Origin of the sequence: Cytobacillus pseudoceanisediminis (assembly GCF_023516215.1) — a bacterium.
Taxonomy (GTDB): domain Bacteria; phylum Bacillota; class Bacilli; order Bacillales; family Cytobacillaceae; genus Cytobacillus; species Cytobacillus pseudoceanisediminis.
The window spans coordinates 5,307,773-5,333,571 of sequence record NZ_CP097349.1; the positions used below are offsets into that span (position 1 = coordinate 5,307,773).

Sequence of the window (25,799 nt, forward strand, 5' to 3'; positions counted from 1 at the left end):
AATGTTTGGGCGAACGTATTTTTGCGGGGAAGTAACAGAAAAAGCTATAGGAGAAAAAGTAAGCTTAAAAGGCTGGGTACAAAAGCGCCGGGATTTAGGCGGGCTGATCTTTGTGGATCTTCGTGACCGCACTGGCATTGTTCAGGTGGTATTCAATCCGGAGGTTTCTCCTGAAGCTCTTGCAGCAGCTGAGAAGATCCGCAATGAATTTGTTCTAGATATAGAGGGAGAAGTAATTGCGCGTGAAGAAGGCACCATCAATGAGAACCTGAAAACAGGGCGCATTGAGATTAAAGCAGAGAAAGTGACTATCATCAATGAAGCAAAAACACCTCCTTTTGTCATTGATGATAAAGCGGATGTTTCCGAAGATGTCCGCCTAAAATACCGCTATTTGGATTTGAGACGCCCTATTATGTTTGATACCTTTAAGATGCGTCATCAAGTAACAAAAGCGATGAGGGATTATCTGGACAGCGAAGGATTTCTTGATGTTGAAACACCGATCTTAACGAAGAGCACACCGGAAGGAGCCCGTGACTACTTAGTTCCAAGCCGTGTGCATCCGGGTGAATTCTATGCTCTTCCACAATCACCTCAAATCTTTAAGCAGTTATTAATGGTAGGCGGATTTGAACGCTATTACCAAATAGCACGATGCTTCCGTGATGAAGACCTGCGTGCAGATCGCCAGCCTGAATTTACTCAGGTCGACATCGAAATGAGTTTTATGAGCCAGGAAGACATCATCGGCCTAATGGAAAACATGATGAAAAAGATCATGAAAGAAGTGAAAGGCCTGGATGTCCAGCTTCCATTCCCGCGCATGACCTATCAGGAAGCGATGGACCGTTTTGGATCTGATAAGCCGGATACACGCTTTGGGATGGAATTGACGGATTTATCCGAAATAGTAAAAGAGTCAAGCTTCAAAGTATTTGCCGGAGCAGTAGCTTCCGGGGGACAGGTTAAGGCCATTAATGTAAAAAATGGTGCAGGAAAGTATTCACGAAAAGATATTGATGCCCTAACAGAGTTTGCTGCTGTTTATGGTGCAAAAGGGCTTGCATGGTTTAAAGCGGAAGAAGACGGTTTAAAAGGTCCGATTGCCAAGTTTGTGACTGAGGATGAGCAAAAAGCATTCTATGCTGCTCTGTCAGTAGAACCAGGAGACTTGCTCCTCTTTGTGGCTGATAAGAAAAATGTTGTGGCAGATGCACTCGGCGCTCTGCGATTAAAGCTTGGAAAAGAGCTTGATCTGATTGATCAAAGCAAGTTTAACTTCCTTTGGGTTACAGACTGGCCGCTTCTGGAATACGATGAGGAAGAAGGCCGCTATTATGCAGCCCATCATCCTTTTACAATGCCTGCCAGAGAAGATTTAGATCTTCTTGATAAAGATCCTGCTCAAGTCCGTGCACAAGCATATGACCTTGTATTAAACGGCTACGAGCTTGGCGGCGGATCATTGCGTATTTTCGAAAGAGACGTTCAAGAAAAAATGTTCAGTGTGCTTGGCTTCTCAAAAGAGGAAGCTGTTGAACAGTTTGGATTCCTGCTTGAAGCATTTGAATATGGCACTCCTCCGCATGGCGGAATTGCCCTTGGATTAGACAGACTTGTAATGCTGCTTGCTGGCAGAACAAATCTAAGGGATACGATTGCCTTCCCTAAAACAGCCAGTGCGAGCTGTGTGCTAACAGAAGCTCCTGGTGAAGTTAGCCAGTCCCAGCTTAATGATTTGCATTTAGCGCTTAATTTGAAAAAAGTGAGTAATTTCCTATATAATGATTAAATGGTGAAAAAAACACATTTTTCAGAAAAATAAACTGGGAAGTAACTCCTGATTTTAAGGCAGGTTCCATAACTTCAAGGAAGAAGTGGATAAAAATGTTCAAATTAGCTCCATTTCATCAGCTTGAAAAAGAAGAAACCGTGTGATATGATCATATCAATAAATAAATAAAGAGTCCTGATGTGTTCGTTGTAAAACCTGAAATTTTGACCAACATTATTCCTTCGGGAGTCCGGAGTTTTCCCGCAGCGTAAAAGCCTCATGGATGAGGACTTACAAACGCAGGAAACAGGACACCCACCTGCTGAGTGCGGGTTCAAAACGAGGGCATCAATAGCGACGGCACGATTGGGACTCTTTAGTACATACGATTGTAAAAATCCATGCTCGTGAGCATGGATTTTTTGTTTGTCCTGCTCTTTATGTTCGTACTTGAACTGAGCTATTGCTGATATGATGATAAGGATTAAATATGATAGCGCAGTTAACACTATTGGATAGAAAGTTTCGATTTAATTATTGCTTAAAATGTTAATGTCATTAATCCTATAGAACTACTTGCTTTAAAGTTCAAGTATGATATATTCATTATCGGGTATAAGATAATACATGCTTTTTAAATAACATCTAATGGAGTTGATTTATATATGCTTCACCAATTTTCCAGGAATGAATTGGCTATTGGCAAAGAAGGCCTTGAAAAAATGAAAAATAGTACCGTGGCAGTACTGGGCATCGGCGGAGTTGGTTCCTTTGCAGCGGAAGCACTGGCGCGTTCCGGTGTTGGACGGCTTGTTCTGGTTGATAAAGACGATGTTGATATTACAAATGTGAACAGGCAGGTCATCGCTTTATTATCCACTGTCGGGAAACCAAAGGTGGATTTAATGAAAGAAAGAATCAAGGATATCAATCCTGACTGTGAAGTTATTGCTTTAAAAATGTTTTATACAGAAGAAACCTATGAGCAATTCTTTGATTATGGACTCGACTTTGTAGTTGATGCTTCCGATACGATTTCTTATAAAATTCATCTAATGAAAGAATGCCTGAACAGAGGGATTCCAATGATCTCAAGCATGGGTGCTGCAAATAAAATGGATCCGACCAGGTTCCAGATTGCTGATATCTTCAAAACTCATACTGACCCGATTGCTAAGGTTATCCGCACACGCCTGAGAAAAGAAGGAATCAGAAAAGGCGTTCCGGTTGTATTCTCCGATGAAAGCCCGATCGTTATCCGGGAAGATGTCCGCAAAACAGTTGGAAAAGATGATGCTGAAATAAGAAAGGCCAAAATGCCGCCTTCTTCCAACGCATTTGTTCCTTCTGTTGCAGGTTTAATCATGGCTAGCTACGTAACTAGAGAACTACTAAGCGATATTAAAATTGCACGTGTAAATGACTGAAAAGAGACCGGCTTTCTGCAGGCCGGTCTTTGCGCATATTAATGTTTTGGAATCCTCGAATCAATGAACAGCTCTTTTCTCTTCATTGCTTTCATGCTTCAGAAGCTGGTCGGCTTCTTTCAGGATGCTTGCCATTTCCTCATATTGCATAAGCTGATGTTTAAATTCCGCTTCTTTTTCCTTCAACCTTCTAATTAACTGCTGATTTTGAAGTTTTAAGTGCATTTGTTCTTCATGCAGACGTTTATTTTCCTTCATTTGCTCTGAAATAGGCTGTGTTTTCGCAAAGTTCCTTAGGAAGCGTATAACTTGAGCCAGATTTTCAGGGGGAACAGAGTCAGGATTTTCATGGGTTTGACAGGCTGCATTATTGCTTGAGATTTCTTGGGTTCTATAATCTGTCCTTTTTGTTATGACTGTGTTCCAGCGGTATTGGCAGGCTGAAACTGTACGGCCGAGTTCAGTACTTGCCTTCTTAAAAGCTGATGCTTTTGAATCCCCATTTGATGTGTATTCAAGTACTATCTCTTCGAGTAATTGATCCTCTTCCGGTTTCCATAAATCTTTCCGTTCCTTCATTCCTTTAACCACCTCGGAAAATACGATTGTTAGGCTTATCGTCACCCTAATAGATGAAAATATTCCATTCTCAGTTGTTGAAAGGTAAAATAGTGTAAGTCAAATAATAATCCCGACTTTAAAGGCGTCTGCAAAGAACCGGACTTTAAAAGATGGGAGGAGGTTGCCTAAATGGATACTCTTGTAGAAATACAGGACGTTACAAAAGTAATAAAAGGAAGAACGATTATTGATTCTGTCAGCTTTGAGGTGAAAAAGGGGAGGTATTCGGTTTCCTTGGCCCAAACGGTGCGGGGAAGACCACCACTATTCGAATGCTGGTGGGCTTGATCGGCATTACTTCCGGGGACATTAAAATTCTTGGCAGCAGCATCAAAACAGATTTTGAAAAGGCGGTTTCCCATATTGGAGCCATTGTGGAAAATCCTGAGATGTATAAGTTTTTGTCAGGCTATCAAAATCTGGTTCATTATGCACGAATGTCAAAAGGTATAACTAGAGAAAAAATTGATGAAACGGTTGAGCTTGTAGGACTGGCGGATCGGATTCATGATAAAGTCAGAACATACTCGCTAGGCATGAGGCAGAGGCTTGGTCTGGCACAGTGTCTTTTGCATGATCCCAAAATCCTCATTCTGGATGAACCTACGAATGGGCTTGACCCTGCCGGCATCAGGGAGATTCGGGATCACCTGAGGATGCTTGCAAGAGAAAGAGAAATGGCTGTCATTGTTTCCAGCCATTTACTATCTGAAATGGAAATGATGTGTGACAGAATCGGCATTATTCAAAACGGGAAGTTGATTGATGTTCAGCACATCAGTGATTTTGTACAGGGGAAAGAAAAAGTTTACGAAGTAGAAGTGGATGATCCTGGAAAAGCAAACGGAATTTTACAAGGGGCACATCCTGGTTTGCCTGTACAGCTTACAGAAACTAGTGTGATACTTTCGCTTGTCCGGGAAGATATACCTGAAATGATAAAAGTGTTTGTCCAGGAAGATATGAAAATATTTGCCGTTCGTGAAGTGACCAAAACATTGGAAGACCGTTTTCTGGAAGTAACAGAGTACAAAGGGGGTGCAGGTGATGCTCGGACTGATTCAAAATGAATGGATGAAAATTTTTAGGCGGCCGGGCACATACGTCATGATCGGACTTCTTTTAATTATGACGACTGTTGCAGGCGCCTTTATAAAATATCAGGAAAGCGGAGGGACAGTCCCGGATAATTCGGAATGGAAAAAGGGACTGCAGACTCAAAACGAAAGCTATAAAAAACAGCTTGAAGAGATGGGGGAAATGGCTCCCAGAGATATGAAGGAACAGTATCAGAGGGAGATTGCCATAAATGAATACAGAATTAAGAATGATATTTCACCGAATCAGGAATACTCTGTCTGGGGATTTGTATCTGACACCTCACAGCTGATTGAATTTGCCGGCCTGTTTACGATTATTATTGCCGGGGGAATCGTGGCGAGTGAGTTTACATGGGGAACCATCAAACTACTTTTGATTAGGCCTATTAAAAGAGTTAAAATCCTGGGAGCAAAGTATATTACCGTGATTTTATTCGGTCTGCTGGTGCTGGCCGTCCTCTTCGGATATTCAGCACTGCTGGGCGGACTCCTCTTTGGATTTCCTGCAGAAGCATTTCCTTATTTATATTATTACAATGGAACAGTGATAGAACAAAGCATGGGACTTCATCTGATAGCTTATTATGGTCTTAAATCCATTAATATGCTTATGCTTGCAACCATGGCTTTTATGATTTCAGCTGTTTTCAGGAATAGCTCGCTGGCGATAGGACTTTCCCTGTTTCTGATGTTTATGGGAGGACAGGTCACAAGGCTGATTGCAATGAAATATGATTGGGCCAAGTACAGCCTTTTTGCCAATACAGACCTCCTTCAATATTTTGAAGGAATGCCAATGGTTCACGGGATGACGATTGGATTTTCCATCATGATGATATTTATATATTTTCTGCTTTTCCAGGTACTTGCATTTTATGTGTTTAATAAAAGGGATGTTTCTGCTTAAAAGCCCAAATAGCAAAAGGTCTGGCATTACTGCCAGACCTTTTGCTATTTAAGAAGTTTTTCATAGACAGATGCTAATGCCTGTTCGAATTTGCCTGTTTTCTTAGGCTGATAATATACCTTGTTTTTAATTCTGTCAGGCAAGTACTGCTGTTTGACCCAGCCTGTTTCATAATCGTGAGGGTATAAATATCCGATGCCCCTGCCAAGCTCTTTTGCTCCTTTGTAGTGGGCGTCCTTCAAGTGATCAGGGACTTCACCGCTTTTGCCTGCGCGGATATCCGCTATTGCGGAATCCAATGCTGTGTATGCTGAATTGGATTTTGGAGAGAGGCAGAGCTCAATAACCGCATTTGCAAGCGGAATCCTTGCTTCCGGGAATCCAATCCTTTCAGCTGTTTCTATAGCTGCAAGGGTTCTGGCTCCGGCTTGCGGCGATGCCAGTCCAATATCTTCATAGGCAATAACCAAAAGTCTTCTGCTTATGCTTTGCAGGTCGCCTGCTTCAATTAATCTTCCTAAATAGTGCAATGCCGCATTTACATCGCTTCCGCGGATGGACTTTTGAAAACCGGATAAGACATCGTAATGGGCATCTCCATCTTTATCGTGTGTAAAGCTTTTGCGCTGAATGCATTCCTCGGCAACAGACAAATCAATCTTAATGATTCCTTCTTCATCTTCTTTAGTTGAAAGGACGGCCAATTCCAATGCATTTAGCGAGCTTCTGACATCACCATTTGAAGCGGTGGCAAGATGTGTAAGTGCATCATCGGTAACTTCAGTTTGTCTATTGCCAAGGCCTCGTTCCTTATCCAGTAAAGCCCTTGTCAGTGCTTTTTTTATATCATCAGCAGACAGCGGCTTTAGTTCGAAAATTTGGCATCGGCTTCTAATAGCCGGGTTAATTGCATGATATGGATTGCTGGTTGTGGCGCCAATTAAAGTGATGCTGCCATTTTCAAGATAGGGCAGCAGGAAATCTTGTTTGCCTTTATCAAGTCTATGGACTTCATCCAGCAGCAGAATCACCTTTCCGGACATTTTGGCCTCTGCCGCTACCACTTCCATATCTTTTTTATTGTTAGTCACAGCATTTAAAGTACGGAAAGCGTATTTGGTGCTCCCTGCAATGGCACTTGCAATCGAAGTTTTGCCTATACCTGGGGGCCGTACAGAATCATCGATGACAGCTGCTTAGCCTGCACCATGCGGTGGATAATTTTTCCTTCTGAAACAAGGTGCTCCTGGCCAATGATTTCATCAATCGTTCTAGGCCTCATCCGGAATGCAAGAGGTTTAATGTTCAAAGTTATCACTCCAGCCTTTTGCTGGCAGCCTTCAGTCTGCCTATCAATTTTCAGCAAAGTTTTCGCTTTCTATTTAAGATACCATAACATTTCCTGCTGCGAAATCAATTAGGCCACAGCCGGTATTGTACTGAGTCCAATCCCGGCCCGCCCCTTTTCCTCCTAAAATATGCTATAATGTCAAAAGTCTATAATATTACTAAGGATTTAAACTTCATATATATTTGCAGGTCTTGCGGGGAGCGTTGGGGCACATGATACTGAAAAATAAAGGGCAAATCGGTTCCAGGTTTTTGATTTATCTAATAGGGCTGCTTGTCATGAGCCTGGGGATTGTTTTGTTAATTACAGCTGATTTAGGGGCAACCCCTGGGATGTTCTGCATGTAGGACTCTACTACCAGCTGGGCCTGACGATAGGCAGCTGGTCCATTATTGTTGGGATATTCATATTAGCTGCTGCAGCCCTTATTTCAAAGGAACTTCCACAAGTCGGTGCTTTCTTGAATATGGTCCTAATCGGACTGTTTATTGACGCTTATCTGCTTTTGCCATTTATGCAGACCCCTGATGGGCTGGCGGGAAAATTGGCCATGTTTGGTTTTGGCATAGTTGTTTATTGCTATGGAATGGGGCTGTATATTTCGGCTCAGCTCGGAGCTGGGCCAAGGGATAGCCTGATGATTGCATTAACAGCAAAAACCGGCTGGAAAGTCAGAAATGTCAGAGCTTTAATGGAAATTGCTGTACTGACTGTTGGATGGCAGCTTGGGGGCCCTGTATTCTGGGGCACAATTGTGCTAAGTCTTGCAGTCGGGCCAATTGTCGGTGCTGCTTTGCCGCAGTGTCAGGCTTTAACTGACCGATTTTTGGCAAAACTTAGAGAAAAGGATATCTATGCGAATCAAATGCTTAAAGAAAAGGATAGAGGTGCAAGCTGATGAAAATATCTACTAAAGGACGTTATGGGTTAACTATAATGATTGAATTAGCCAAAAAGCATGGGGAGGGTCCCACTTCGTTAAAATCGATTGCCCAGACGAATGACCTGTCTGAGCACTATCTCGAGCAGCTTATAGCGCCGCTTCGGAACGCAGGGCTTGTTAAAAGCATCCGAGGTGCATACGGCGGATATATTTTAGGGAAAGAGCCTACAAAAATTACTGCCGGGGATATCATCAGAGTTCTGGAAGGGCCGATCAGTCCAGTGGAAGGAATTGAAGATGAAGAGCCTGCAAAGAGAGAACTATGGATGCGTATTCGTGATGCTGTGAAAGATGTGCTTGATAACACAACGCTTGAAGATCTTGCCAGCCATACAGATACCGGCGAATCAGATGCTTATATGTTTTATATTTAGTCCTTAATCAGGGAATAATTCATGTGGAAAATACAAGCAGCAGGACGAAATGAAGTAGGTGAGATAAATTGGAAAGAATATACCTTGATCATGCAGCAACTTCGCCAATGCATCCGGAAGTGATTGAACGGATGACTGAAGTCATGAAATCTGAATATGGAAATCCTTCCAGCATTCATTATTTCGGGCGGAGTGCACGCCATATTGTCGATGAAGCAAGGTCTGCTTTAGCAAACAGTATTGGTGCTAAAGCCAATGACATTATTTTTACAAGCGGCGGTACAGAAGCTGATAATCATGCGATTTTTGGAACAGCTGAATCCTGCCGCGATAGGGGCAAACACATCATCACAACCCAAATTGAACATCATGCGGTTTTGCATGCGTGTGAGGAGCTTGAAAAACAGGGCTTTGAGGTAACGTATTTGCCTGTTGATCCAAATGGGCGTGTTTCGGTAAAGGAAGTAGAAGATGCTTTGCGGGAGGATACCATTCTTGTAACCATTATGTACGGAAATAATGAAATAGGGACCCTTCAGCCGATTAAGGAAATAGGCGAGTTATTGGCGGAGCATCCTGCTAAATTCCATACCGATGCTGTTCAGGCTTACGGGCTTGAAAAAATTGATGTGCAGGACTTGAAAGTGGATTTGCTTTCCGTCTCCGCCCATAAAATTAATGGCCCAAAAGGGATCGGCTTTTTATACGCCCATCCTGATGTGAAACTTTCTTCACGGCTTTTTGGCGGTGAACAAGAAAGGAAGCGCAGGGCAGGAACTGAAAATGTTCCATCTATTGCAGGCTTCGAGGAGGCTGTTCGGATCACTCAGAAGGAGATGGAAACTAAGCGGGAAGAGCTGCATTCTTTAAGGAAGCTGTTCATGAATAAACTGAAGCAGGAAGGTGCTGTTTTTGAACTGAACGGATCACTTGATTATTCCCTGCCTCATGTTTTAAACTTAAGCTTTCCCGGAACAAATGTTGAAGCCATGCTAGTTAATCTTGATTTGGCTGGAATAGCAGCATCAAGCGGATCGGCCTGTACTGCAGGCTCCATCGATCCATCCCACGTCCTTGTCAGTATGTTTGGAAAAGGATCAGACAAACTGCAAAATTCCATCCGTTTCAGCTTCGGCCTCTTTAATACAAAGGAACAAGCTGAAAGTGCTGCAGAACAGACTGCTAAAATCGTGAAGCGGCTGGCTAAATAGATAGGATATTTGAAAAAAGTGCAAGTCTAAGCGTTTAGAATTGAGGTGAAATAGAGATGAAAAAAGATCCAAAGGATACCCGCGTAGTGGTCGGAATGTCCGGAGGCGTTGATTCTTCTGTTGCAGCCCTTCTTCTGAAGGAACAGGGGTACGATGTGATCGGGATTTTTATGAAAAACTGGGATGACACCGACGAGAACGGTGTTTGTACCGCCACAGAGGATTACAATGATGTCATCCGGGTATGCAACCAAATCGGAATTCCTTATTATGCAGTAAACTTTGAAAAGCAATATTGGGATAAAGTGTTTACCTACTTCCTTGAAGAATACAAGGCAGGACGAACACCCAATCCTGATGTCATGTGCAATAAGGAAATAAAATTTAAGGCTTTCCTTGAACACGCTATGAGCCTTGGCGCAGACTACCTGGCTACTGGCCACTATGCACGCGTGGAATTCAGGGATGGCGAATACAAAATGCTAAGAGGCCTTGATGATAATAAGGATCAAACGTATTTCCTGAATCAGTTAACACAGGATCAACTCGAAAAAGTTATGTTTCCTATTGGCGACATTGAAAAATCAAAAGTGAGAGAACTGGCAAAGGATGCCGGTTTGGCAACTGCAGCAAAGAAAGACAGCACGGGCATCTGTTTTATTGGTGAACGCAACTTCAAGGAGTTCCTTGGAAATTACCTTCCCGCTCAGCCAGGGAACATGGAAACCATGGACGGAAAGATTGTCGGCAAGCATGATGGTCTGATGTATTATACCATTGGGCAGCGACATGGACTTGGCATTGGCGGAGCAGGTGAACCATGGTTTGCAATCGGTAAAGACCTGAAGCGGAATGTCTTGTATGTTGGACAAGGCTTCCACAATGAAATGCTCTATTCAGACTCCATTATTGCTGTTAATGCAAGCTGGGTTACCGATTCAGAACAGCCGCAGGAATTTGAATGTACGGCTAAGTTCAGATACCGCCAGGCTGATAGCAGAGTAAAGGTTCAGATTCTTGGAGATGGAAAAGTACAAGTTATTTTTGACGAGCCAATCCGAGCTGTTACCCCGGGGCAGGCTGTTGTTTTTTATAATGGAGACGAGTGTCTTGGCGGCGGAACAATTGATAAAATATTCAAAGATGGCAAACAGCTGGATTATGTGGGTTAAGAAAAGACGGGCCCCCGATTCTTACATAGAATCGGGGTTTTATTATGGAAATAGCGGGCAGCGGAAAATGAAAATTCAAATATGCTATACTTTGATTTGAATGGAGTGATGAATAATGGATAAGAACCAAATGGGTATTCAATATATGCAAGAAGGAAAATGGGAAGAAGCAGCGAAGGTTTTTATGGAAGCAATTGAAGAAAATCCTTCTGATCCTGTTTCCTATATTAACTTTGGAAATGTGCTATCAGCTGTAGGGGAAAACGAAAAAGCGCTGAAGTTGTATGAAAAAGCAATAGGACTTGATGAAAACGCGGCAGCTGCGTATTACAGTGCGGGAAACTTATATTATGAATTGCAGCATTTTGACGAAGCCAAAAAGATGTTTGAAACAGCATTGAAAAAGGCCTGGAAACTGGAGATAACTTCTTCATGCTCGGTATGTCCCTAACAGCACTTGACCAGGGTAAACTGGCTTTGCCTTATTTGCAGCGCAGTGTGGAGCTGAATGAAAACGATGCCGAAGCACATTTTCAATATGGATTATGCCTTGCGCAGCTCGATTATATTGATGAAGCAATCCAGCAGATGAAAAAGTGCATTGAAATTGAGCCGGAGCATGCAGATGCCTATTACAACCTTGGAGTAGCTTATGGATTTAAAGAACAGGAAAATGAAGCACTCTCTTACTTTAATAGGGCACTGGAAATTCAGCCGGACCATATGCTTGCCGGGTATGGAAAAAAGCTGATTGAAAAAGGCGGCAGTGACTTGAGCTAAATGTATTATGGGGAGGATAAGGAAATGGAGAAACAGGATTCCATGGATCTTTTTGCCGAACAGGGAAAGTTCATAAAAGGCAGACATCTTGTCACAATCTTTCATAATGAGCAAAACTTATATACGGTTGTGCGAATCCGGGTTGATGAAACGAATGACTCTTATGATGAAAAAGAAGCGGTCATTACAGGTTATCTGCCAAAGATGCATGAGCAGGAAACGTATATTTTCTACGGTGAATTCAAGGATCACCCTAAGTTCGGTGTCCAATTCCACGCAAGCCATTACCGGAAAGATCTTCCCCAGACCAAACAAGGTGTAGCCAATTATTTATCAAGCGAATTATTTAAAGGGATTGGAAAGAAAACCGCCGAGCAAATCGTTGAAACACTTGGCGAAGATGCGATTACACGCATTCTGAATCAGCCGTCTCTTCTCGATAAGGTTCCAAAACTGTCACCTGAAAAAGCAAAATTGCTTTACGACACGCTTATGGAACATCAAGGCCTTGAGCAAGCCATGATTGCGCTAAATCAATATGGTTTTGGTCCGCAGCTTTCCATGAGAATTTATCAAGTATATAAAGAAATGACGATTGAAGTCGTCCAAAGCAATCCGTATAAGCTGGTTGAGGATATAGAAGGAGTCGGCTTTGGCCGTGCAGATGAACTGGGATATCAAATCGGCATATCAGGTAATCATCCTGATCGTATTAAAGCAGCCTGCCTCTACATACTTGAAATGGAAAGCATGCAGGCAGGCCATGTTTATACTGAAGCAAAACCTCTTCTGCAAAGTGTGAAGAAGCTTTTAGAAGAAAATAAGCGTGATAGCATTGAATACAGGGATATATCCAATGAACTGATTAAGCTTGAAGAGGAAGGGAAAATCATGGCTGAAGGCCAAAAAATATACCTTCCATCCCTTTACTTTTCTGAAAAGGGACTTGTAACCAATATTAAACGGATCCTTAAGCAAACACAATATGATGAACAGTTTCCGGAGTCGGAATTTCTTTTGGCCCTTGGCAATCTGGAGGAACGTCTGGGTGTTCAGTACGCCCCGACCCAAAAAGAAGCCATTCAAACAGCTCTTATGTCTCCTATGCTGATACTGACTGGCGGCCCTGGTACAGGAAAAACAACCGTTATTAAAGGAATTGTTGAGTTATATGCCGAACTGCATGGCTGCTCCCTGGAGCCAAAAGACTATAAAAAGGAAGAGCCTTTTCCCTTCCTGCTGGCTGCGCCTACAGGAAGGGCTGCAAAACGGATGGCCGAGTCAACAGGGCTGCCTGCGGTAACCATTCACCGCCTGCTTGGCTGGAATGGGACCGAAGGGTTTGACCGGCATGAAGAGAGTCCATTGGAAGGCAGGATTTTAATTGTAGATGAGACATCAATGGTTGATGTTTGGCTTGCTAATCAGCTTTTCAAGGCTCTCCCTGAAAATATGCAGGTGATCCTTGTGGGGGATGAAGATCAGCTGCCCTCAGTGGGGCCAGGCCAGGTTTTAAAAGATCTTTTGCGTTCAGAACGTATTCCTACCGTTCGTTTAACAGATATATACAGGCAGGCTGAAGGATCCTCAATCATTGAATTGGCTCATGAAATGAAAAAAGGCAAACTTCCGGCGAACATTTCTGCACAGCAGACAGATCGTTCCTTTATCAAATGCCAGCCGGGCCAAATTGCGGATGTTGTTGAAAAAGTTGTTCTGAATGCCAAGAAGAAAGGTTATTCTTCAAAAGATATTCAGGTGCTTGCCCCTATGTACCGCGGACCTGCAGGAATTGACAGGCTAAACGAAATATTGCAGGAAATACTAAATCCAAATCCTGATGGAACGAGAAAAGAGCTGTCCTTCGGTGATGTGAAATACAGAATCGGCGATAAAGTCCTTCAGCTTGTCAATCAGCCTGAGAATAATGTGTTTAATGGGGATATGGGTGAGATTGTTTCTATTTTTTACGCAAAGGAAAATACGGAAAAACAGGATATGATTGTCGTATCCTTCGATGGTGCAGAAGCTACTTATACAAGGCAGGATCTTAATCAGATCACACATGCCTACTGCTGTTCAGTCCATAAATCCCAGGGAAGTGAATTCCCTATCGTCATTTTGCCAATTGTTAAAAGCTATTACAGGATGCTTAGGAGAAATCTTCTTTATACCGCCATTACCCGCAGCAGACAGTTTTTGATACTGTGCGGTGAAGAAGATGCGTTGAAAATCGGTGTGGAACGTGCGGATGAACAGGCCCGACTGACAACTCTTTCAGAAAAGCTTAGAGATGCCATTCCATTAAATGGTGAAACAATACAGGAAGATACAGCAGAGTTATCCCTGCCTGAAACCTTAACCCTTGAAGAAAGGCTTCTCCAAGCCGATCCAATGATAGGAATGGGAAATATAACACCGTATGATTTTATGGAAAAAGAATATAGCTAAAAAGAACAGTCTTAATAACAGACTGTTCTTTTTGTATACCATCAGATTTCGAGGGGGATTTCATGGGAAAGTGGAATGAAGAAGCTGCACCAAACAACAATATGGCTTCAGAAGAGCTGTCAGCCTCCAATCTAACCTCCAGCGCTGACCTGGTTAAAGGGGATACTAAGAAAGATTCAGCCAAAGGGGAAATAAATAATCCTGGCAATAGAAGCACTGTGTAGTCGTTTGATTATAAATTTATATATAGGAGCAGTGAACATGAATAATAAAAGCAGAACCTCTCTTCTCAATCTCCATGGTGTGAAACGGCGTAAAAAGCCGCAGCAGCCGGATTATGAATTTTCAGAGGAACTTTCGGATGGTGGAGAGCGTAATGAGCGCTTTAATAAGCCGAGATATACTGGCAAGTAAAAGGGAAAGAAAAAATGTTTTGGCTCCCATGGCAAAGGTTTTTCGTCATGTTTTTTAAGGGACAGTGAAAACTAAAAATGTTCGGGAAGGCGGGATTCTCTTTGCGGACATTTTCTTTATTAAAGGGTTTGCCGGTTTTTGAATTGAAAACCGGCAATAAAGCAGGCGATATTTGTGATTTATCCATCACAGGCACCGGTAAAGTACAGGGATTACTGCTGCGAAAGGGCGCTCTTCTGAAAAAGACATATATCATCAATATTGAGGACGTAACATCTTTTGGCTGGGATGGAGTAATGATTGAAGATTCCTCTGTTCTGCAAGCAATTCCAAAACATGAGGATTATACATGTGAGACCCATAACCGGTTAACAGGCAAAATGATTATGAGCCAGGAAGGTGAACGGCTGGGCTTACTTGAGGATGTATACTTCAGGGAAGAATTGGGCACGATTGTAGGGTACGAACTGTCGGATGGCTTCTTTTCAGATGTGCTGGAAGGAAAACGTGTCATAAAAACCGATGACCCGCCTGCAATAGGAAAAGACGCCATAATTGTAAATGTAAAATAGTGAGGTGTCTTTTCCGTGCTGAAATGTCCAAATTGCCAGAGCAAAGATATTGGAAAAATTGGAATTAACCAATATTACTGCTGGAATTGCTTTATAGAACTTTCCTTGGCCAAGGGGTTATTAATACCCATCAGGTAGAGGAAGATGGTACACTTAGCTCCCTTGATGATTTATTTGAAGAAGATGAGCGCAGGTATCTTTCGTAATTTTGGACGAAAGAGGTGAGCAGATTGAACAAAATATTAACCTCTGCAATGATGCTTGGTGCAGGTATGGCGGCTTATAATTACGCCCAAAAAAATAATATGATATCAGGCCGAAAAATGAAACGCATGCAAAAAAATAACGAAAGCTTTATTCTAAAAATGATTTTGGGGCTGGTTCTTAAAAAGGGCCAGCTTTTTTGTGTAATGGAATGGCTGATTTCCTCTCATGTACAAATGTCTTGCGCTTATCTTATTAAGCACATGTATAAATCCCCAGGAACCTATCACAATAAAAACAAGGAGGCGGGCCATATTGAATATTCAAATGAAATGGTACTACCGGCTTGGATTTCTGCTTCTCTTGTTTATTGTGATTTTAGTCTTCCTAAAGCTTCAGGCATTATGGATGCCTGTACTGGAAATCTTATTTGCGGTATTCATACCGTTTGTTATTGGAGCATTTATTACATATCTCCTTCACCCGATTGTGGAGAAATTGCATGAAACTGGCCTTCATAGGGGGCTTGCCGTTTTTATTATATATTTTTTATTTTTCGGAGGAATCAGCCTTGCTTTATATAAAGGGATTCCGGCTTTTATTCACCAATTGCGTGATCTTGCGGAAAATGCTCCTCAATTTGCCAATCAGTACCGGGGATGGATAAACCTTATTCAGAGTAAAACATCAACATGGCCTGATGGCCTGCAAACCAGGATAGATGATTTCATTGCAGCGGTGGAGAAACGGTTGAATAATCTTTTATCAAAGGTAATCACATTTTTTCTTAATGTATTGAATTATGCTGTGATTATCGCTGTTATTCCCTTCATTTCTTTTTATCTGCTTAAAGATTTTTCGATTATGAAAAAGGCTGCCTGGTATTTGACGCCAAGGAAATGGAGAAAGGAAGGCGTCTTATTCTTAAGAGATGTAGATAAGTCCCTGGGAAGCTATATTAGAGGACAGCTTTTGGTATGTGCGGCCATCGGGGCCATTTCTTCTCTGCTTTTCTGGATCTTTGATATGCGCTACCCTCTTTTGCTTGGCACTATTATAGGGGTCACTAATGTAATCCCTTATTTTGGCCCAATTATTGGAGCGGTACCGGCTGTAATCATTGCCTCTGCTTTATCGGTCAAGATGATCGTGATTACGATTGGCATCATTATTGTTCTTCAGTTTCTTGAGGGGAATATCCTATCACCCCTCATTGTTGGAAAAAGCCTTCATATGCATCCGCTTCTTATTATGCTGGCCTTGCTGGCTGGCGGGGAAGCAGCAGGGATATTGGGATTAATCATTGCAGTTCCAATTTTAGCTGTCATTAAAGTAAGCATCATACATGCGAAAAAACACTTTTCAAAAAATAAACAGCCAAAAATCACTGGAACATCATCATGATGTTGACAACAATAAAGATAAATCGCTATAATTCGTCTATAAAGCTATATTAAACATGTTGAAGGAATAAGTATGTTATAGGCCATCTGCGTGAAATGCTACTATTGCATTCACATAAGAGAGGGAGTTCCCAGGCTGAAAGAACTCCTAGATGAAGGATAACAGAAAGCTAATCCCGAGTGCAGCTAATCCCTGCCGTTTATCCGCGTTAAGGATCTGAGAGATGGGAGATTTCCTAATGAACTGGATAAAGGTCTGGTCATTGGTTCATAAACTTCCATAATCAGGGTGGTACCGCGAGCAAGCTCTCGTCCCTGTCCAGGGATGAGGGCTTTTTTTGTTGTTTTTAAAAGCTTTTACATAATTTTAGGAGGCTGGTTAGTATGAAACAATTATCAGGTGCAGAAATACGCCGAATGTTTTTAGACTTCTTCAAGGAGAAAGGACACGCTGTTGAACCCAGCGCTTCCCTAGTTCCGCACGAAGACCCTTCTCTGCTTTGGATTAATAGTGGTGTTGCCACTCTAAAAAAATATTTTGACGGCCGTGTCATCCCAGAGAATCCAAGGATTACAAATGCCCAAAAATCCATCCGCACCAACGATATCGAAAATGTAGGCAAAACAGCAAGGCACCATACATTTTTTGAAATGCTTGGCAATTTCTCAATTGGTGATTACTTTAAAGAAGAAGCCATCATTTGGGCCTGGGAGTTTTTGACTGATAAAAATTGGATTGGGTTTGAAGATGAAAAGCTATCTGTTACGATTCATCCCGAAGATGACGAAGCTTTTAAAATCTGGCGGGAAAAAGTGGGGGTTCCGGAAGAAAGAATTATCCGCCTCGAAGGAAACTTCTGGGATATTGGAGAAGGCCCAAGCGGCCCAAATACAGAAATTTTCTATGATCGCGGACCCGAATATGGAAATGACCCGGAAGATCCTGAACTATACCCAGGCGGTGAAAATGATCGCTATTTAGAAGTTTGGAACCTTGTGTTTTCTGAATTCAATCATAATCCGGATGGCACCTATACGCCTCTTCCAAAGAAAAATATTGATACCGGTATGGGTCTTGAACGGATGGCATCTGTCGTACAAAATGTGCCTACAAACTTTGATACAGATTTATTTATGCCGATTATCCGAGGAACAGAAGAAATCTCGGGCAAGAAATATGGAGCTTCTAAAGAAACCGATGTTGCATTTAAAGTTATTGCTGATCATATCCGCACAGTAGCATTCGCAGTGGGGGATGGTGCACTGCCTTCCAATGAAGGACGGGGTTATGTTTTGAGAAGATTGCTTCGCCGTGCAGTCAGATATGCCAAGCAAATCAATATAAATGAGCCATTCATGTATGATTTGGTGCCGGTAGTAGGGGAAATAATGCATGACTTCTATCCGGAAGTAAAAGAAAAAACAGAATTTATTCAAAAAGTCATCAAAAATGAAGAAGAACGTTTCCATGAAACACTTCATGAAGGTCTGGCCATCCTGTCATCTGTAATTAAGAAAGAAAAGGAAAAAGGCAGTGTTACGATTCAGGGGGCAGATGTCTTCCGACTTTATGATACGTATGGATTCCCCGTAGAATTAACTGAGGAATATGCGGAAGAAGAAGGAATGAAAGTGGATCATGCCGGGTTTGAAAAGGAAATGGAAGGTCAGCGTGAGCGTGCACGTTCAGCGCGCCAGGATGTAGATTCCATGCAGGTCCAAGGCGGCGTATTAGGTGAGCTGAAAATTGAAAGCGAATTTGTTGGATATGATAAGCTTCAGACAGCAGCTAAAGTAGCAGCCATCGTAAAAGACGGGCAGCTAATTGATGAAGCCCATGCTGGTGAAGAAGTCCAGCTGATTCTGAATGAAACACCATTTTACGCAGAGAGCGGCGGACAGATTGCGGACCAGGGAACTCTTAAAGCAGAGGGTTTAAAGGTTTCCATTAAGGATGTTCAAAAAGCGCCAAATGGACAAAACCTTCATAGAGCTGTCATTGAAGAAGGGACCCTGAAGGCTGAAGAATCTGTATTGGCTTCGGTAGATGAGCAAATACGTTCTAAGGTAATCAAGAATCACACAGCAACTCACTTGCTTCATCAGGCTTTAAAAGATGTATTGGGAAGCCATGTCAACCAGGCTGGATCTCTGGTAGGTCCTGATCGCCTGCGCTTTGACTTCTCTCATTTCGGTCAAATTACCTCTGAAGAACTGGAGAAGATTGAGGCTATTGTCAACGAACAAATTTGGGAAAGCCTTGATGTTGATATCAATTTCAAAGATATTGACGAGGCAAAGGCAATGGGGGCTATGGCACTATTTGGAGAGAAATATGGAAAAATCGTCCGTGTTGTTCAGGTTGGAGATTATAGTCTTGAGCTTTGCGGCGGGTGCCATGTTCCGAACACTTCTTCGATCGGATTGTTTAAGATTCAATCGGAAAGCGGAATTGGGGCAGGAACTCGCAGAATTGAAGCTGTAACCGGCGAGGCTGCATACAAGCTGATGAACGACCAGATTCATGTTTTAAAAGAAGCTTCAGGCAAATTAAAAACCAATCCAAAAGATTTATCTTCAAGAATTGATGTGCTGCTTGGAGAAATGAAGCAGCTGCAGCGAGAAAACGAATCTTTAGCTGCGAAATTGGGCAATATTGAAGCAGGGAGCCTGGTATCAAAGGCGAAAGAAATCAACGGCATTACTGTTCTTGCTGAGAAGGTCCAGGCGTCAGACATGAATAACCTGCGCAATATGGCCGACGATTTAAAACAAAAGCTCGGATCTGGAGTTGTTGTATTAGGCAGTGTAAATGAGGGTAAAGTGAATATTATAGCTGGGGTAACAGATGACCTTATCAAAAAAGGTTTCCATGCGGGCAAAGCGGTCAAAGAAGTCGCTGCAAAATGCGGCGGCGGAGGAGGCGGCCGTCCGGACATGGCCCAGGCTGGCGGAAAAGACCCGGAAAAACTTGAAAGTGCTCTGCAATTTGTGGAAGAATGGGTTAAATCCGTTTGATATCCCTGAGAAGTAGTGTAAAATGAAGGTAACCAAGAGAAATTGTTCATCATCAGGAAGAAACAGCTTGTTCTTCACCATGTTTTCCTGTCACGAACAAGATCATTTATTGATCGCTCTGTATATTCAGGCGGCAGGCCAAACCGTTATGAAGAGCAGGACAAGCTGGCTGTTCACCGGATTTCAGTTCCGGCACATTTAAGCTATCCTCATCCTTCATACAGAAAAGCGAGGTGTAAGATATGAGCTCATTTGATAAAACAATGAGGTTCAATTTTCCTGAGGAACCAATCGAACAAGATGTGAATGAAGTTCTTTTTCAAGTTTATGGGGCCCTCCAGGAAAAAGGGTATAACCCTATTAACCAAATTGTCGGTTATCTGCTGTCCGGGGATCCAGCTTACATTCCCCGCCATAAGGATGCCCGCAATATCATCCGTAAACTTGAACGGGATGAGATCATCGAAGAATTGGTTAAATCATACTTAAAACAGCAGCGTGAGGGGTAAACATGCGGACTATGGGACTGGATGTCGGCTCTAAGACAGTCGGCGTCGCTCTAAGTGATGCGTTTGGATGGACAGCGCAGGGCTTGGAAACCATCAAAATCAGCGAGGAAGAAAAAGAGTTTGGTTTTGAAAGAATTAGTGAAATAATAAAAGAGCATGAAGTCAGTAAAATTGTTGTCGGCTTGCCTAAAAATATGAATGGAACCATTGGCCCCCGCGGAGAAGCAAGCCAGTTCTATGCTTCAGAGCTGGAAAAGCTATTTGGTCTTCCAGTCGTATTATGGGACGAACGTCTCTCTACAATGGCAGCTGAAAGAGTTTTGCTTGAAGCGGATGTCAGCCGCAAGAAACGGAAAAAGGTCATTGATAAAATGGCAGCCGTCATGATTTTACAAGGCTTTTTAAATAGCCAAATTTAATGAGGTGAACAGAAATGAACCATGGAGATAACAACATTACTGTAATTGACGAGGAAGGCAACGAGCAGCTTTGCGAAGTATTGTTCACGTTCGATTCCGAAGAATTCGGCAAATCATATGTCCTGTACTACCCAGTGGGGGCAGATGAAAATGATGATGAAGAAATTGAAATTCATGCATCGGCATTCAGCCCAAGCGAAGACAGCAAGGACGGCGAACTGCAGCCAATCGAAACAGAAGAGGAATGGGATTTAATTGAAGAAATGCTTAACACATTCCTTGATGAGCAGGAAGATTAATAAAACTGGCCCCCGGGCCAGTTTTTTTATTTTCTCTGGATTTCTGATATTAGTTCAGATGGACCATAATTAATAAAATCAGGAGTGAAAAATGTGGAAAAAATTGGCGAATCTTTTTGGTTTTTGTAATATCCTGCGACTTCCAAAAGAAAATATAGTATAATAAGCCGAGATGTATCAGGAATTATTCTTAGGCCTGTTGGCAAGCAAGCATACTGGTTAATTTACAGGATAACATCATGATTTAGCCTGTCTTTTGCAAAAGAAGCCAACGTCTTTGGAACGGAGGGGATATGTGATGTCGGCAGACGATAAAAAAGGGAAAAAAGAAATAATGCGCGAAAAAATGATTGAGCGCCAAGGGGAAGCGAAAGTAGTCCGGAAAATTGTAATGATTGTTGCAATCATATTATTAATCTCAGCTGCTGCAGTGATTGGCGGCGGATATTTTTATATTAATTCAGCTTTAAAGCCTGTTGATCCCGACAATGATAAGCCAAAGAAAGTAGAAATACCAATCGGTTCATCTGTTACAGGAATCGGCACTGTTCTTGAAGAAAATGGAATCATCAGGGATGCACGTGTATTTAAATATTATGTGAAATTTAAAAATGAAGCTGGATTCATGGCAGGAGAATATGAATTAAAGCCTTCCATGAATATGAAGGAAATCCTGGATAGCTTGAAAACAGGTAAAGTTATGGAAGAAATGGCTTTCAAGATCACCATTCCTGAGGGAAAACAGCTTGAGCAAATTGCAGGAATTATTGCCGAAAAGACTGATAAAAAACCTGAAGACGTTTTAAAGAAACTCAATGATAAAGCGTTTATTGAGTCGTTAATGGCAGAATATCCTAAATTGCTGACAAAGGAAATCCTTGCACAAAATATTAAGTATCCCCTTGAAGGATACTTATTTCCGGCAACCTATCCTTTTTACAAAGAAGATCCGACTATAGAGGAAATTGTCAAAGTTATGCTTGATAAAACGGCATCAGTTATTAATGAATATAGAGGTGACATGGAGCAGCGGGAATACACCCCGCACAAATTATTGACAATGGCATCGCTCATTGAGGAAGAAGCAACGGCGAAAGTAGACCGTGATCAGATTGCCAGTGTTTTCTACAATCGGATAGACACAGGAATGCCGCTTCAGACAGATCCAACTGTCCTGTATGCACATGGAGAGCATAAATCAAGGGTCCTATATAAAGACCTGGAGATCGACTCGCCATACAACACTTATAAGTATCCTGGACTGACGCCAGGACCAATTGCCAATGCCGGCGTTTCATCGATTGAAGCAGCATTGGTGCCTGCAGAGACAGATTACCTGTATTTCCTGGCTACCTCTACAGGAGAAGTGCTTTTCTCAAAAACTCTGGATGAGCATAATCAAAAGAAAGCACAGCATATAACAAATAATTGAACAGCAAAAAGGGGAATGTGCAGATATAGCATTCCCCTTTTAATTATGGTAAAATAGATCAGGTGTTTTATTACAGTGAAACTTCAATTAGTGGGGGCCTTATCCCCGCTAATTGTTAGTTGAGGCCCACAGGATGTGGGTCACAAAGACATTGCCACTGGACAAGGAAAGCTACGGCAGCGATACATCGCACGACCGAAAGCGCAGCTTTTGGAAGGACGTGGCGTTCTTAGTCTTTGTTCTTCTTTCGTACCTTTAAGGACAGTTTGACCTCACATATACTTCTTTGATTTTCATTCAGTCTTGGAGTGGGGTCTTATTGTCCGTTAGACTGCGATATAGCTTTGCAATAGCGTAAATCACGGACAAGCATGGATACAGGCTCACCTAAGCCGGAATGCCGCATAGCGCATTTTCACATCCTATCTGTGAACGCTATTTTTTCATGTCTAAATAGAAAAGCGGCTGAGACCTGTGAGTCCCTGGGAGCCGCAGCTTGACAATAAAATTCCGTCTGAACGAGGTGATGCCAGCTTGATGAACGATAAGCTGCATGCATATATAGAGGAAATAATACCTGAAAGACCCCAGTTACTGGACAAAATGGAGCAATTCGCCAGGGAACATAATGTACCGATCATGGAACTGGCAGGGATCGAGGCAATGCTTCAGCTTTTGCGCATCCAAAGGCCTAAAACGATTTTGGAAGTAGGCACAGCAATTGGCTATTCTGCTCTCAGAATGGCATTTGCAGTTCCTGAAGCGAAAATTGTAACAATTGAACGCGATGTTGAACGTTATCAGCTTGCCGAGCAATATATAGATGAAGCCCGGAAAAAGGAGCAAATCCTTATTATAAAGGGAGATGCTCTGGAAGTTGAGGAGGATGTCAAAAAACATGGACCCTATGATGCTATATTTATCGATGCAGCAAAGGGACAATATCAGCGTTTTTTTGAATTATATTCCCGCTATCTCTCTTCTGATGGCGTAATCATTACAGACAATGTTCTTTTTAAAGGTCTTGTGTGCGAACCTGATATAGAAAATAAACGTATCCGGAATCTGGTTAAAAAAATTGATGTTTTTAATAAATGGTTAATGAGTCATCCTGAATACCACACAGTTATTTTGCCTGTTGGGGATGGCGTGGCAATTAGTAAAAAGAGGTGATCATAATGAAAAAACCTGAACTCTTAGTAACACCCGCAAGAGTTGAAGATATCGAGCAGCTTGTGTCAGCTGGTGCAGATGCCTTTGTTGTAGGTGAACAGCGTTTTGGACTGAGGCTTGCAGGAGAATTTACAAGGGAAGATGTGCAAAAAACGGTGGAAATTGCCCACGAGCATGGGAAAAAAGTGTATGTAGCGATGAATGCTTTATTTCATAATGATAAAGTGCCTGAACTCGAGGGCTATATCAGTTTCTTAAAAGAAATAAATGCAGATGCTATCATCTTTGGGGATCCTGCTGTATTGATGGCAGCCCGCTCGGCTGCACCTGATATGAAACTTCATTGGAATACTGAAACTACTGCAACAAACTGGTATACATGCAATTACTGGGGCAGAAAAGGTGCTAAACGCGCAGTCCTGGCAAGAGAGATTAATATGGATGCCATCATTGAAATAAAAGAAAATGCTGAAGTGGAAATTGAAGTGCAGGTTCATGGCATGACTGCAATGTTCCAATCTAAGCGCTCCCTGCTTGGCAATTATTATGAATACCAGGGAAAAGCTCTGGAAGTTGAAAACCGCAAACAGGAAAAAAACATGTTCCTTCACGATAAGGAACGGGAAAACAAATACCCGATCTTTGAAGATGAAAATGGCACCCATATCATGAGCCCTAATGACATCTGCATTATTGATGAACTGCAGGAAATGATTGAAGCTGGCGTTGATTCATTTAAAATTGACGGGGTATTAAAAAGTCCTGAATATATTATCGAAGTCACTAAGCTCTACAGAAAAGCTATAGATCTATGTGTTGAAGACCCGGACCAATACGATGAAATAAAAGAGGATCTACTCGCTGAAATTGAAGAAATTCAGCCAGCAAACCGTAAGCTTGATACAGGATTCTTCTTTAAAGAAACCGTCTACTGATTATTTGACTATATTAAAAAGAAAGAGGAGGAAGCTTTATGGCAGCGGTAAAAGAGAAAATTTCCGAAATTGTCAACGGCAAAAGGGTTATTGTAAAGAAGCCTGAATTGCTTGCTCCGGCAGGAAACCTTGAAAAGCTGAAGATTGCCGTCCACTATGGTGCAGACGCCGTGTTTATTGGCGGACAGGAATATGGCCTTCGTTCGAACGCAGGCAACTTCACTTTTGAAGAAATGAAAGAGGGCGTGGAATTCGCCAAAAAATACGGAGCTAAGATTTATGTTACAACCAATATTTTCGCGCATAACGAAAATATTGATGGTCTTGAGGAGTATTTGCTGGGTCTTAAAGAAGCAGGAGTAGCTGGAATCATTGTAGCAGATCCGCTTATCATTGAAACCTGCCGCCGTGTTGCACCTGAGATAGAAGTCCATTTAAGCACGCAGCAGTCCCTGTCTAACTGGAAAGCAGTGGAGTTCTGGAAAGAAGAAGGATTGGAGCGTGTCGTCCTTGCGCGTGAAACAAGTGCGGAGGAAATCAAAGAAATGAAGGAGAAGGTAGACATTGAAATTGAAACCTTCATCCACGGGGCTATGTGCATTGCTTACTCCGGACGCTGTACACTCAGCAATCATATGACAGCCCGTGATTCCAACAGAGGCGGCTGCTGTCAATCCTGCCGCTGGGATTATGATTTATACCAGCTTGAAGGCGAGAATGAAGTTCCTTTATACAGCGAAGGAGATGCTCCTTTTGCCATGAGTCCGAAAGATCTTAAGCTGATTGAATCAATTCCCCGTATGATTGAACTGGGAATCGACAGCTTAAAAATAGAAGGACGCATGAAATCCATTCATTACATTGCAACAGTAGTCAGCGTGTACCGTAAAGTGATTGATGCCTATTGTGCAGATCCAGATAACTTCAAGATTAAGCAGGAATGGCTTGTAGAGCTCGATAAATGTGCTAATCGCGAAACAGCTCCCGCTTTCTTTGAAGGGGTTCCTGGGTATAAAGAGCAAATGTTTGGAAATCATAGCAAAAAGACGAATATCGATTTCGTTGGGCTTGTACTGGAATACAATCCGGATACACAGGTTGTTACCCTTCAGCAGAGAAACAAATTTCAGCCTGGAGAAGAAGTGGAATTCTTTGGTCCGGAAATTGACAATTTTACACAAGTCATCGATAAAATATGGGATGAAAAAGGCAATGAGCTGGATGCAGCGCGCCATCCGCTTCAAATTGTTCAATTTAAGGTTGATAAGCCGGTATACCCTAACAACATGATGCGAAAGGAGCTCTAA

At 42.2% G+C, this 25,799-nt stretch carries 22 protein-coding genes, 1 other RNA gene and 5 pseudogenes; 26 read left to right on the plus strand and 2 right to left on the minus strand.

Going from position 1 to position 25,799, the window contains the following annotated elements:
- Position 1 precedes the first annotated feature (1 nt).
- The 3 genes from aspS to M5V91_RS28170 all read left to right on the plus strand — a co-directional run bounded on the left by aspS (position 2) and on the right by M5V91_RS28170 (position 3,204).
- A complete protein-coding gene (gene aspS / locus M5V91_RS28160) occupies positions 2–1,795 on the plus strand; it encodes an aspartate--tRNA ligase (RefSeq protein ID WP_284521637.1) in 1,794 nt (597 codons plus the stop codon).
- 171 nt (positions 1,796–1,966) lie between these two features.
- Positions 1,967–2,154, plus strand: a non-coding RNA gene (gene ssrS / locus M5V91_RS28165) — 6S RNA.
- Between the two features lie 288 nt (positions 2,155–2,442).
- Positions 2,443–3,204 carry a tRNA threonylcarbamoyladenosine dehydratase gene (locus M5V91_RS28170; protein ID WP_009333078.1) on the plus strand — a complete coding sequence of 254 codons (762 nt, stop codon included), beginning with the start codon at positions 2,443–2,445 and terminating at the stop codon, positions 3,202–3,204.
- Between the two features lie 60 nt (positions 3,205–3,264).
- Here M5V91_RS28170 and M5V91_RS28175 read toward each other — a convergent pair whose 3' ends face one another.
- The gene (locus M5V91_RS28175) at positions 3,265–3,783 is read right to left on the minus strand and encodes a Myb-like DNA-binding domain-containing protein (protein WP_251175126.1); all 519 of its coding nucleotides are present in this window, start codon (positions 3,781–3,783) and stop codon (positions 3,265–3,267) included.
- 171 nt (positions 3,784–3,954) lie between these two features.
- On the opposite strand from M5V91_RS28175, the pseudogene M5V91_RS28180 reads away from it, so the two are divergent.
- A pseudogene (locus M5V91_RS28180) lies at positions 3,955–4,895 on the plus strand (ABC transporter ATP-binding protein).
- The gene (locus M5V91_RS28185; protein WP_019382903.1) at positions 4,873–5,832 is read left to right on the plus strand and encodes an ABC transporter permease; all 960 of its coding nucleotides are present in this window, start codon (positions 4,873–4,875) and stop codon (positions 5,830–5,832) included. Before M5V91_RS28180 ends, M5V91_RS28185 begins: the two are co-directional and overlap by 23 nt.
- 44 nt (positions 5,833–5,876) lie before the next feature.
- Here M5V91_RS28185 and M5V91_RS28190 read toward each other — a convergent pair.
- Positions 5,877–7,141, minus strand: a pseudogene (locus M5V91_RS28190) (replication-associated recombination protein A).
- A 254-nt stretch (positions 7,142–7,395) separates the two neighbouring features.
- On the opposite strand from M5V91_RS28190, the pseudogene M5V91_RS28195 reads away from it, so the two are divergent.
- The 21 genes and pseudogenes from M5V91_RS28195 to M5V91_RS28295 all read left to right on the plus strand — a co-directional run bounded on the left by M5V91_RS28195 (position 7,396) and on the right by M5V91_RS28295 (position 25,799).
- A pseudogene (locus M5V91_RS28195) lies at positions 7,396–8,081 on the plus strand (YczE/YyaS/YitT family protein).
- Positions 8,081–8,500, plus strand: coding sequence for a cysteine metabolism transcriptional regulator CymR (cymR, locus tag M5V91_RS28200; protein WP_009333072.1), 420 nt, complete (start codon positions 8,081–8,083; stop codon positions 8,498–8,500). Before M5V91_RS28195 ends, cymR begins: the two are co-directional and overlap by 1 nt.
- Before the next feature lie 68 nt (positions 8,501–8,568).
- Positions 8,569–9,711: a cysteine desulfurase family protein gene (locus M5V91_RS28205; protein WP_009333071.1), complete on the plus strand. Its 1,143-nt coding sequence runs from the start codon at positions 8,569–8,571 to the stop codon at positions 9,709–9,711.
- A 56-nt stretch (positions 9,712–9,767) separates the two neighbouring features.
- Positions 9,768–10,883: a tRNA 2-thiouridine(34) synthase MnmA gene (mnmA, locus tag M5V91_RS28210; protein WP_019382899.1), complete on the plus strand. Its 1,116-nt coding sequence runs from the start codon at positions 9,768–9,770 to the stop codon at positions 10,881–10,883.
- Between the two features lie 115 nt (positions 10,884–10,998).
- Positions 10,999–11,663 (plus strand): annotated as a pseudogene (locus tag M5V91_RS28215) (tetratricopeptide repeat protein).
- A 24-nt stretch (positions 11,664–11,687) separates the two neighbouring features.
- Complete coding sequence (recD2, locus tag M5V91_RS28220; protein WP_071156914.1) at positions 11,688–14,114, plus strand: SF1B family DNA helicase RecD2; 2,427 nt, start codon at positions 11,688–11,690, stop codon at positions 14,112–14,114.
- A 62-nt stretch (positions 14,115–14,176) separates the two neighbouring features.
- Positions 14,177–14,338: a hypothetical protein gene (locus M5V91_RS28225; RefSeq protein ID WP_019382896.1), complete on the plus strand. Its 162-nt coding sequence runs from the start codon at positions 14,177–14,179 to the stop codon at positions 14,336–14,338.
- A gap of 37 nt (positions 14,339–14,375) precedes the next feature.
- The gene (locus M5V91_RS28230) at positions 14,376–14,528 is read left to right on the plus strand and encodes a hypothetical protein (protein WP_009333066.1); all 153 of its coding nucleotides are present in this window, start codon (positions 14,376–14,378) and stop codon (positions 14,526–14,528) included.
- A gap of 101 nt (positions 14,529–14,629) precedes the next feature.
- A complete protein-coding gene (locus M5V91_RS28235) occupies positions 14,630–15,100 on the plus strand; it encodes a PRC-barrel domain-containing protein (RefSeq protein ID WP_009333065.1) in 471 nt (156 codons plus the stop codon).
- Positions 15,101–15,115: 15 nt separating this feature from the next.
- Positions 15,116–15,306 (plus strand): annotated as a pseudogene (locus M5V91_RS28240) (YrzR-like zinc ribbon domain).
- A gap of 24 nt (positions 15,307–15,330) precedes the next feature.
- The gene (locus M5V91_RS28245) at positions 15,331–15,810 is read left to right on the plus strand and encodes a YrzQ family protein (RefSeq protein WP_284521638.1); all 480 of its coding nucleotides are present in this window, start codon (positions 15,331–15,333) and stop codon (positions 15,808–15,810) included.
- The gene (locus M5V91_RS28250) at positions 15,713–16,708 is read left to right on the plus strand and encodes an AI-2E family transporter (protein ID WP_284521639.1); all 996 of its coding nucleotides are present in this window, start codon (positions 15,713–15,715) and stop codon (positions 16,706–16,708) included. The genes M5V91_RS28245 and M5V91_RS28250 overlap by 98 nt, the downstream gene beginning before the upstream one ends.
- Before the next feature lie 383 nt (positions 16,709–17,091).
- Positions 17,092–19,725 (plus strand): alanine--tRNA ligase, encoded by a 2,634-nt coding sequence (alaS, locus tag M5V91_RS28255; protein WP_251175129.1) that lies wholly within the window; start codon positions 17,092–17,094, stop codon positions 19,723–19,725.
- Positions 19,726–19,767: 42 nt separating this feature from the next.
- Positions 19,768–19,971 (plus strand): hypothetical protein, encoded by a 204-nt coding sequence (locus M5V91_RS28260; RefSeq protein ID WP_019382892.1) that lies wholly within the window; start codon positions 19,768–19,770, stop codon positions 19,969–19,971.
- Positions 19,968–20,234 (plus strand): IreB family regulatory phosphoprotein, encoded by a 267-nt coding sequence (locus M5V91_RS28265; protein ID WP_009333061.1) that lies wholly within the window; start codon positions 19,968–19,970, stop codon positions 20,232–20,234. The genes M5V91_RS28260 and M5V91_RS28265 overlap by 4 nt, the downstream gene beginning before the upstream one ends.
- Before the next feature lie 2 nt (positions 20,235–20,236).
- Positions 20,237–20,653, plus strand: a complete 417-nt coding sequence (ruvX, locus tag M5V91_RS28270; RefSeq protein WP_026041800.1) for a Holliday junction resolvase RuvX — start codon at positions 20,237–20,239, stop codon at positions 20,651–20,653.
- Positions 20,654–20,667: 14 nt separating this feature from the next.
- Positions 20,668–20,952, plus strand: coding sequence for a DUF1292 domain-containing protein (locus M5V91_RS28275; RefSeq protein ID WP_009333059.1), 285 nt, complete (start codon positions 20,668–20,670; stop codon positions 20,950–20,952).
- A gap of 298 nt (positions 20,953–21,250) precedes the next feature.
- Entirely contained in the window at positions 21,251–22,384 is a 1,134-nt protein-coding gene (mltG, locus tag M5V91_RS28280; RefSeq protein ID WP_019382891.1) for an endolytic transglycosylase MltG, read from the plus strand.
- 537 nt (positions 22,385–22,921) lie between these two features.
- The gene (locus tag M5V91_RS28285; RefSeq protein ID WP_009333057.1) at positions 22,922–23,557 is read left to right on the plus strand and encodes an O-methyltransferase; all 636 of its coding nucleotides are present in this window, start codon (positions 22,922–22,924) and stop codon (positions 23,555–23,557) included.
- A gap of 5 nt (positions 23,558–23,562) precedes the next feature.
- A complete protein-coding gene (locus M5V91_RS28290; RefSeq protein ID WP_009333056.1) occupies positions 23,563–24,492 on the plus strand; it encodes a peptidase U32 family protein in 930 nt (309 codons plus the stop codon).
- 38 nt (positions 24,493–24,530) lie between these two features.
- Positions 24,531–25,799, plus strand: a complete 1,269-nt coding sequence (locus M5V91_RS28295) for a peptidase U32 family protein (RefSeq protein WP_009333055.1) — start codon at positions 24,531–24,533, stop codon at positions 25,797–25,799.

Excerpts from the sequence above, each read along its gene's own strand:
- M5V91_RS28175 (WP_251175126.1), bottom strand. The coding sequence starts at position 3,783 with ATGAAGGAACGGAAAGATTTATGGAAACCGGAAGAGGATCAATTACTC.
- ruvX (WP_026041800.1), top strand. The coding sequence starts at position 20,237 with ATGCGGACTATGGGACTGGATGTCGGCTCTAAGACAGTCGGCGTCGCT.
- aspS (WP_284521637.1), top strand. The coding sequence starts at position 2 with ATGTTTGGGCGAACGTATTTTTGCGGGGAAGTAACAGAAAAAGCTATA.
- M5V91_RS28275 (WP_009333059.1), top strand. The coding sequence starts at position 20,668 with ATGAACCATGGAGATAACAACATTACTGTAATTGACGAGGAAGGCAAC.
- alaS (WP_251175129.1), top strand. The coding sequence starts at position 17,092 with ATGAAACAATTATCAGGTGCAGAAATACGCCGAATGTTTTTAGACTTC.
- M5V91_RS28265 (WP_009333061.1), top strand. The coding sequence starts at position 19,968 with ATGAGCTCATTTGATAAAACAATGAGGTTCAATTTTCCTGAGGAACCA.
- mltG (WP_019382891.1), top strand. The coding sequence starts at position 21,251 with ATGTCGGCAGACGATAAAAAAGGGAAAAAAGAAATAATGCGCGAAAAA.
- M5V91_RS28170 (WP_009333078.1), top strand. The coding sequence starts at position 2,443 with ATGCTTCACCAATTTTCCAGGAATGAATTGGCTATTGGCAAAGAAGGC.
- recD2 (WP_071156914.1), top strand. The coding sequence starts at position 11,688 with ATGGAGAAACAGGATTCCATGGATCTTTTTGCCGAACAGGGAAAGTTC.
- M5V91_RS28230 (WP_009333066.1), top strand. The coding sequence starts at position 14,376 with ATGAATAATAAAAGCAGAACCTCTCTTCTCAATCTCCATGGTGTGAAA.
- cymR (WP_009333072.1), top strand. The coding sequence starts at position 8,081 with ATGAAAATATCTACTAAAGGACGTTATGGGTTAACTATAATGATTGAA.
- M5V91_RS28285 (WP_009333057.1), top strand. The coding sequence starts at position 22,922 with ATGAACGATAAGCTGCATGCATATATAGAGGAAATAATACCTGAAAGA.
- mnmA (WP_019382899.1), top strand. The coding sequence starts at position 9,768 with ATGAAAAAAGATCCAAAGGATACCCGCGTAGTGGTCGGAATGTCCGGA.
- M5V91_RS28290 (WP_009333056.1), top strand. The coding sequence starts at position 23,563 with ATGAAAAAACCTGAACTCTTAGTAACACCCGCAAGAGTTGAAGATATC.
- M5V91_RS28185 (WP_019382903.1), top strand. The coding sequence starts at position 4,873 with ATGCTCGGACTGATTCAAAATGAATGGATGAAAATTTTTAGGCGGCCG.
- M5V91_RS28250 (WP_284521639.1), top strand. The coding sequence starts at position 15,713 with ATGCCTGTACTGGAAATCTTATTTGCGGTATTCATACCGTTTGTTATT.
- M5V91_RS28225 (WP_019382896.1), top strand. The coding sequence starts at position 14,177 with ATGGGAAAGTGGAATGAAGAAGCTGCACCAAACAACAATATGGCTTCA.
- M5V91_RS28295 (WP_009333055.1), top strand. The coding sequence starts at position 24,531 with ATGGCAGCGGTAAAAGAGAAAATTTCCGAAATTGTCAACGGCAAAAGG.